This window comes from Lutispora thermophila DSM 19022 (genome assembly GCF_900142105.1).
GTDB classification, from domain to species: domain Bacteria; phylum Bacillota; class Clostridia; order Lutisporales; family Lutisporaceae; genus Lutispora; species Lutispora thermophila.
On sequence record NZ_FQZS01000048.1, the window covers coordinates 1 to 7547 of the forward strand.

The following is a 7547-nucleotide window of genomic DNA, read 5'->3' on the forward strand; positions in this document are numbered from 1 at the left end:
CCCAGGCAGCAAAAGAGCAGGCAAAGGGAGTAGAAGAGGTAGTAAAGGGAATAGGAAATGCAAGGGAACAAGTGAGGCAGATAACAGTAGCAGTCAAAGAGCAAGCTAAAAATGTGGATGATGTGCTTGGAAATATGAGAAATGTTACAGAAGAAGCAAGCCAAGTTACAAAGGCAACAAAACTCCAAACAGGTGAAGTGGAACAACTTCACAAAGTAATCTCTGAATTTGCTGAAGTAGTAAACCTAAGATGTAGGGAAATGGAAAGGATTGTGTCTATAAGCAAGGAGATTATAACTTATGTTGATGAAATAAAAGAGGCTCTTGCGGAGTTTGAGAGATAGATAATTTACATATAAAGGGGAAGAATTATTCCACCTTTATATGTAATCCAATGAGGACGAAAGGAGGGATATGAATTCATGAGGACTGATAAAACTAGTTTAGAAATATTAGCTGGTATGATTTATGATTATTGTGGTATAGATTATAGAAAGGACCCCTTATCTCTCCAATCAAAGATTGGTTTAAAATTAAAGGAATTGGGGCTATCCCCTTGGGAATATTGTGGATATCTCATAATGGAGCCCAAAGAATGGGATAAGCTCATTGAGTTAATAACTGTAAATGAGACTTATTTTTTCAGGGAAGAAAATTTACTTAATGAATTTCAAAAAGTTATTCTTCCACAATATATGGATCGAACTCCGGAAAATCCACTGCGTATATGGTCTGCTGCTTGTTCGACAGGCGAAGAACCCTATACAATAATGATGCTAATTGAAGAAAGCGCACTATTTAAAGCCGGAGCAGTGCAAGTTATTGCCTCTGATATAAATAAAAAGGTTTTAAACAAAGCAAAAGAAGGTGTGTATAAAAAGAGGTCATTATCTTTTAGAAGGATGCCTGTAGGAGCTTATAATAAGTTCTTTATTGAATTAGAAGAAGATTATAAGGTGAAGGATTCCATCAGAGAGAGTATAGATTTTAAACACATAAATCTTTTTGATGACAATATAAGAAGCAAAATCGGAAAAGTGGATATTATCTTTTGTAGAAATGTACTGATATATTTTGATATAAATGCCATCGAAAAAATAATCAACGCTTTTTACGACATATTAAATCCTGGAGGATATCTGTTTTTAGGACATGCAGAGACAATAACCAGCTTACATGCAGGTTTTGAAACAATACTTACGTCCTCTGTTTATTACTACAGGAAAGGAGGAGAATATAATGCAGCAGTATGGAGTACTTGTAGTTGATGATTCTTCGTTTATGAGAAAGAGTATAAGCCTTGTAATTGAAAAAGATCCCCAGTTTTCTATTGTGGGAATTGCCAGAGATGGATACGAAGCTATAGAAAAAGTCCAGTTACTAAAGCCCGATATTGTGACAATGGATGTTGAAATGCCAAAAATGGATGGTATAACAGCCCTGAAGAAAATTATGGAAATAAACCCGGTACCTGTGGTCATGTTGAGCAACCATACGGAAGAAGGAGCAGAGATTACCATAAGAGCTTTGGAACAAGGGGCTGTGGATTTCTTTCTAAAAAGTGAAGTCATTGGGCATGATGTTGAAGATAAGGTTATGGAAGATTTTTTGTGCAAGTTGAAGATGATTGCCGAAAATGCCAAGGTTCCACGGCCAGAAGTTAAAGATGCTGAAGATAAAGGGGTTGTATCAATAATCAGTGAAATTAAATCAAAACCACAATTAGTGGATCTTGTAATTATAGGTACTTCTACTGGAGGACCTGCAGCTTTGCAATCTATTCTTCCATATTTTCCTGAGGACACCCGTGTACCCATACTGGTTCTTCAACATATGCCTCCAGGTTTTACTAAATCACTGGCGGAGCGGTTTAATACTTTTTGCAATTTGCATGTTAAGGAGGCTGAAGATGGAGATGTTTTAGAGGGCGGGAATATTTATATTGCCCCAGCAGGTTTACAAACATTGCTATACAAAAGAAGTGACGGTAATATAAGCTTGATAATTGAAGATATGCACAATGAAAAAATATTGTATAAACCTTCTATAAATGTTACTCTTGAATCAGCAGCTCCCATCTATAAAGAACGGTTGTTGACAGTTATTCTTACCGGAATGGGTAATGACGGGCTTATTGGTTGTAGGTCGGTAAAAAAATACAATGGACATGTAATTGTTGAAGCAGAAGAATCCTGTATTGTTTATGGAATGCCAAAGGCAGTGTTTGATGAAGGTCTGGCTGATATTCAAGTAACACTGTCAAATGTATTTGAAAAAATCATGCTCTACATTTAGAATTGCTATATATAATATTGTTTGTTGTGTTTATGTTTTGACACAAGATATGAGATTGAAATAGCATGTAAAGACCCCCGATTGTCGTATGTACGATGGTTGGGGGTTTTGCTTAGCTTTTTGGCAATCAGTGTCAGTATTATTGTGGCTTAATAAATAGCAAAAATATATTTCATAAATACTATTTGACGGCATGGAAAATTATTTATATTATTATTGAAGTATAGTTTTGTGTTGCAAAGTATAAATAATTAATGATAGTTGAAAATGCATGATATAGTATTAATGAAGTAAATACAGAGAGAGTCATGTAAGATATATCCAAAAAACTAGACTTAAACCCTATGTTATCAAGAAAGGAAGATATATACCATGAAAAAAGGACAAATACTGGAGCTTTTAATTGAAGATACCAAGTACCCTTCAATAGGTATAGCTAATGTAGAAAATAAAAAAGTTGAAATAAAGAATGCCATGCTGGGAGAAAGAGTTCTGGTGCGAATCACAAAAAACAGGAAGGATAAAGCAGAAGGATCTATTCTTGAAGTGCTTCAATATCCTAAAGAAGCTATAGAACCTTTATGCCCTCATTTTTCAGAATGCGGTGGATGTACCCATCAGCGTATGCCCTATGAGATACAGCTTCGTCAGAAGGAACGGGAAGTACTTAAGCTTTTTGAAAAGGCAGATATAAAGAATTTCAAATATGAAGGAATAGAAAAAAGCCCTCTGGAGTTTGAATATAGAAACAAGATGGAGTTCACTTTTGGAAACCTTACCAAGGACGGGAAGATGACCCTTGGCATGCATCAATCCGGCAAATTCTATAATATATTGCCAATTGAACAATGCAAAATAGTAGATGATGATTACAATATACTTCTAAAGACAATATCGGATTATTGTAAGGAAAAAGGGCTGCCTTTTTATAGAAAGATGATCCATGAAGGTTATCTAAGATACTTGGTAATAAGAAAATCCTTCAGAAGAAATGAGCTTTTGGTTAATATAATAACCACAACACAACTTGAACACGATTTCAGAGATTTGGTTGACGAGCTTCTAAAGTTAAATCTTAATAATACATTAGTAGGGTTTCTACATACAAAAAATGATTCCTTATCCGATGCGGTTAAAAATGAAGGCTATGATGTACTATACGGCAGAGATTATATAATAGAGGAGATTCTAGGATTAAAGTTTAAGATATCGGCTTTCTCCTTCTTCCAGACCAATTCATTGGGAGCAGAGAAACTTTATAGTGTTGTACAGGAATATTTAGGAGATGCTAAAGGAAAAGTAATTTATGACCTATACTGCGGCACTGGTACCATAACTCAGATAGTATCCCAGAGAGCAGATAAGGTCTATGGAATAGAATTGATAGAGGAAGCAATAGAAGCAGCTAAAGAAAATGCAAAACTTAATAATATAGACAACATAGAGTTTATAGTGGGTGATGTGGGAGAAAAGCTGAAAGAGATTGAAAAAAAGCCAGATTTGATCATTATCGATCCTCCACGTCCTGGTGTTGGACCTAAAGCCCTGCAACAGATCATTGATTATGGGGTGCCTCAGATGATCTATGTATCCTGCAATCCGAAGACACTGGTTGAAAACCTTAAGGATATGATAAAGGCAGGATATAAAGTGGAGAAGATTAGATTAGTTGACATGTTCCCACACACAGTGCACGTTGAGTGTGTCGTCTTGATGTCAAGGGTATAGGCCCTGATTTTACTGGGTTTGCTGGATTACATCTAATCCATCTACTCGGCCTTAAAGGGCAAAATACATACATGGGAACATGTCGATGGGGTATTTTTGAGATGGTATTTGAGCCCAAAAACAGGTAGGGTTGAGTTGACAGAATAGATAAAGGACTTTTTGCATATGGGTTGAGGAGACAGGATGGATGTGACTTTCAAAAAATAAGAAGCATAGGGGGATTATTATGAACATTTCCATTTTTAATTTGGCTTGGCAATCTGCAGAAAAAATTTTTCTAAACCCTTCTGTACTTTATAAATATGAGGATATTATCAAGGGAGTAACAGTAAATGGTATTCGCAAAAAAGCTGTGGACATAAACACTACACAAGCATTTGGGAAAAAGCTTAATTATGGCAATTTTTATGATAATAAGATAAAAGCAATGGAAGTGTTTGATGAGGTTTTTCTCACGAAGAAGGACCATATAATCAATGAGCTTCAGCAAGTTAGAAAAAGAGAAGAAATAGATGTATTTGAACATAAATTGTTCATGAGTTTACAAGAAGCACTTCTTCCTTATTCCACTCCAACTTTGTTAAAAGAATCATATAATCGAATTCGTAAGATAGTGGATCTCTATCTGGAACATATTGTAGCTATGGCGGAAGAAATTGATAGCGCAACTCGGGAGCGATTAATGCCGTTACTCTTTCTGCCGATAGACAGTTGGATTATTAAGAATGAAGCAATTTTTGACAGTATAAGTATCTACCGTTGGGGTCTGACACGGGATTCATCGTTTGGGGAAGTTAGAACAAAAAACTTGTACGATGACATGCAGCGATACCTGTTGAAAAAGGCGAATGAAATAAGTATGAGGCTCGGCAAGGAATTCAGTGTTATTTATTTTGATGTATTCTGGAATAACCGATTAAATATGCCCGGGTGCAATCTATTTGGTGAGCAAATTGCTGGGATTACAGAGAACATGAAAGCAGATAGGAAAGAAACTAAAGATTCTCGCAAAAACAATCTTGGCTTGAGTGATTTGGAAGCACTACATAAAATAGATAATAATACATCCTATCCGATGTTAGTAAAGACGCTTATTAATGAACTTGCAGAAATATCTATTTATTTAGATAAGGATTATAAGTGCATTAAGCGAAATGATGGTGGGTATATTTTTGAGGCAATTTGTCCTCGCGGAAGACGCAAAAACATAGTTACAGTCTGGCCGAATAAACAAGGTGGAGGAGATATACGGATTGTAGGTATAGGGAAATATGAAAATCGACGCCGTTTTGACCAAAGTGATATAGGAGCAAATGCACTTAAAGAAGATCTACGCAAAGCATATAGAAACACACAGTAAAAACAAACTTTGATAGAAATGCAAAGCTGAAGATCTATTTAGAGCTATAATATAATTTACCAAAGAAAAAGGGGAGTACACTGGAGAAACTCTGTACAAGGCGAATTCAATTGCAAAATTGCTTATGCAAATACACAGGGAGTATACATAGTCTTATGTATTCATAGTGAAAAAATCTGATTATTTTTGGATGAGAATGAGGCTTCAGTGCAGTCTGTCATGGAAAGCAGCGCATATCCATTCTGTTAAATATCATCTCAGAGCAGATCGTGAGGGATGTAAGGCAAAGGTTTCGGGAAAACAAAAGATACGGAAAAGAACTTTTGCTTTCTTCGAATCTAATGGCTCAGGCATGTACCGATGCTCTGAGCAATATTGCAGGATGGCAGGTAAAACATAAAGACCGTGCAAGCAAAGAGGATATTATTGAACAAATTAATAAGCTTATTATGAGGCTCTTTGAGTAATGGATAATTCATAGAAAACCGAATGGTGGTATTCAGGTGGATATGTTCCCGCGAACGGCGATTTCTAGAAAAACGGCCAAAAACCGATTGACATGTTCCCACGTACAGATACTATAAAAATTAGCCCACAGACATCAATTACATCAACTCGACCCACGTTGAGTGCGTGGTGTTGATGTCAAGGGTTGAGTGGCATCCTTAGCGCAACAAGAGAGCCAGTCATTAAGCCAGAATGTAAAGCTTGGCTATCAATACCGATACCAACAGGGAGAGGTAATGGTCAATTGTTCTAGGTTTTTAGGATATACCAAAGATGAAAATAAGCGATTAGTAATTGTGCCGGAGGAAGCTGAAATAGTCAAAAGGATTTACCGAGAGTATCTTGAAGGCTCAAGTATGGATAAAATCAAAAAAGGACTTGAAGCTGATGGCATACTTACGGGAGCGGGGAAAAAAAGGTGGCATACCAGTACTATAAGGAAAATATTAAGCAATGAAAAATACATTGGTGATGCATTGCTCCAAAAAACTTATACGGTAGATTTTCTTACAAAAAAGAGGGTTGTTAATAACGGAATCGTACCTCAGTATTATGTAGAGAATAACCATGAAGCCATTATCCCGCGTGAAATTTTCATGCAGGTACAAGAAGAGTTAGTTCGTAGAAGTAGAGGACATATAAGTACTAGCGGAAAGAAAAGAAACTTTAGTTCAAATCATGTATTTTCGCAAATTATCTTCTGTGGTGAGTGTGGCGAAATATACCGTAGAGTTCATTGGAATAACCGAGGTAAAAAATCGATTGTTTGGAGATGCGTCAGTAGGCTTGAGAATACAGGGTTAACTTGTCATTCCCGAACCGTGCTGGAGGATATGATAGGCCTTGCTACGGTGGATGCAATTAATAAACTAATAGGGCAAAAGGATGGCTTTTTAACTATCTTAAAGGAAAATATAGAAACAGTGATAAGTGAAACGGACAATAATATTGTTTCCGAGATAGATAAAAAGCTAGAGGAATTACAAAAAGACCTTTTGAGACTGGCCAATTCCAAAGAAGATTATAACGATATAGCCGATGAGATTTACAGGCTCAGAGAGGAAAGGCATAAGGCTTTAGCAGAAGAAGCTGGCAAAAAAGGCTCCAAGCAAAGGCTAGAAGATATGGAAAAATTCCTAAATGAACAATCCACCCTCCTTGAGGAGTATGATGAGCAACTAGTAAGGCGACTTATAGAGAAAATAACGGTTTATGATGACAAACTAACTATTGAATTTAAATCTGGTGTAGAAGTAGATGTATAAACATAACCTTCATGAATGACCACCATTCAGGAGATATATTCTCTTGGTTGGCGGTTTCTTAAATTAACCTCTTGTGCTAGGTAGTAAGATTTGATTTTAAGGAATATTATACCAACTAATAAGGGTATAAAATCCTTGCTAGATAATTTTGTGTGGATTAATTAACCAAATACTAACTCTTTGATTCTTGAATGTGACTCACGGCCTATAAGTTTATTGATGTAATAACACAAGTTATAAGCCAATAATTTGGTTTTAATCCTTGTTTGTAACCCCCAAAAAGACTTCGCTAGTACTCTCTCAATATTGAGTTGACAAACAAGCTGGGATGCTGACGTTTCAATCCTTCGCCTTAATCTAAAGATAGCTTGCCTCAGTTCTTTAGGGAATTG

5 protein-coding genes and 3 pseudogenes are annotated in these 7547 nt (G+C 36.2%); 7 read left to right on the forward strand and 1 reads right to left on the reverse strand.

Going from position 1 to position 7547, the window contains the following annotated elements:
* From BUB48_RS18230 to BUB48_RS17145, 7 genes and pseudogenes are all read left to right on the forward strand, one after another.
* A pseudogene (locus BUB48_RS18230) lies at positions 1 to 344 on the forward strand (methyl-accepting chemotaxis protein); the annotation flags it as partial.
* 78 nt (positions 345 to 422) lie between these two features.
* Complete coding sequence (locus tag BUB48_RS17120) at positions 423 to 1268, forward strand: CheR family methyltransferase (protein WP_073028097.1); 846 nt, start codon at positions 423 to 425, stop codon at positions 1266 to 1268.
* Positions 1240 to 2295, forward strand: a complete 1056-nt coding sequence (locus tag BUB48_RS17125) for a protein-glutamate methylesterase/protein-glutamine glutaminase (protein WP_073028099.1) — start codon at positions 1240 to 1242, stop codon at positions 2293 to 2295. Before BUB48_RS17120 ends, BUB48_RS17125 begins: the two co-directional genes overlap by 29 nt.
* Positions 2296 to 2667: 372 nt before the next feature.
* A complete protein-coding gene (gene rlmD / locus BUB48_RS17130; RefSeq protein ID WP_073028101.1) occupies positions 2668 to 4023 on the forward strand; it encodes a 23S rRNA (uracil(1939)-C(5))-methyltransferase RlmD in 1356 nt (451 codons plus the stop codon).
* Between the two features lie 226 nt (positions 4024 to 4249).
* Complete coding sequence (locus BUB48_RS17135) at positions 4250 to 5383, forward strand: hypothetical protein (RefSeq protein ID WP_073028104.1); 1134 nt, start codon at positions 4250 to 4252, stop codon at positions 5381 to 5383.
* Between the two features lie 269 nt (positions 5384 to 5652).
* The gene (locus BUB48_RS17140) at positions 5653 to 5850 is read left to right on the forward strand and encodes a hypothetical protein (protein ID WP_073028107.1); all 198 of its coding nucleotides are present in this window, start codon (positions 5653 to 5655) and stop codon (positions 5848 to 5850) included.
* 189 nt (positions 5851 to 6039) lie between these two features.
* Positions 6040 to 7155: pseudogene (locus BUB48_RS17145) on the forward strand (recombinase family protein); the annotation flags it as partial.
* Positions 7156 to 7316: 161 nt separating this feature from the next.
* Here the strand turns inward: BUB48_RS17145 and BUB48_RS17150 are convergent.
* A pseudogene (locus tag BUB48_RS17150) lies at positions 7317 to 7547 on the reverse strand (IS982 family transposase); the annotation flags it as partial.

What these genes read in the sequence shown, in the direction of transcription:
- BUB48_RS17135 (WP_073028104.1), top strand. Translation starts at nt 4,250, where the DNA reads ATGAACATTTCCATTTTTAATTTGGCTTGGCAATCTGCAGAAAAAATT.
- BUB48_RS17125 (WP_073028099.1), top strand. Translation starts at nt 1,240, where the DNA reads ATGCAGCAGTATGGAGTACTTGTAGTTGATGATTCTTCGTTTATGAGA.
- BUB48_RS17120 (WP_073028097.1), top strand. Translation starts at nt 423, where the DNA reads ATGAGGACTGATAAAACTAGTTTAGAAATATTAGCTGGTATGATTTAT.
- rlmD (WP_073028101.1), top strand. Translation starts at nt 2,668, where the DNA reads ATGAAAAAAGGACAAATACTGGAGCTTTTAATTGAAGATACCAAGTAC.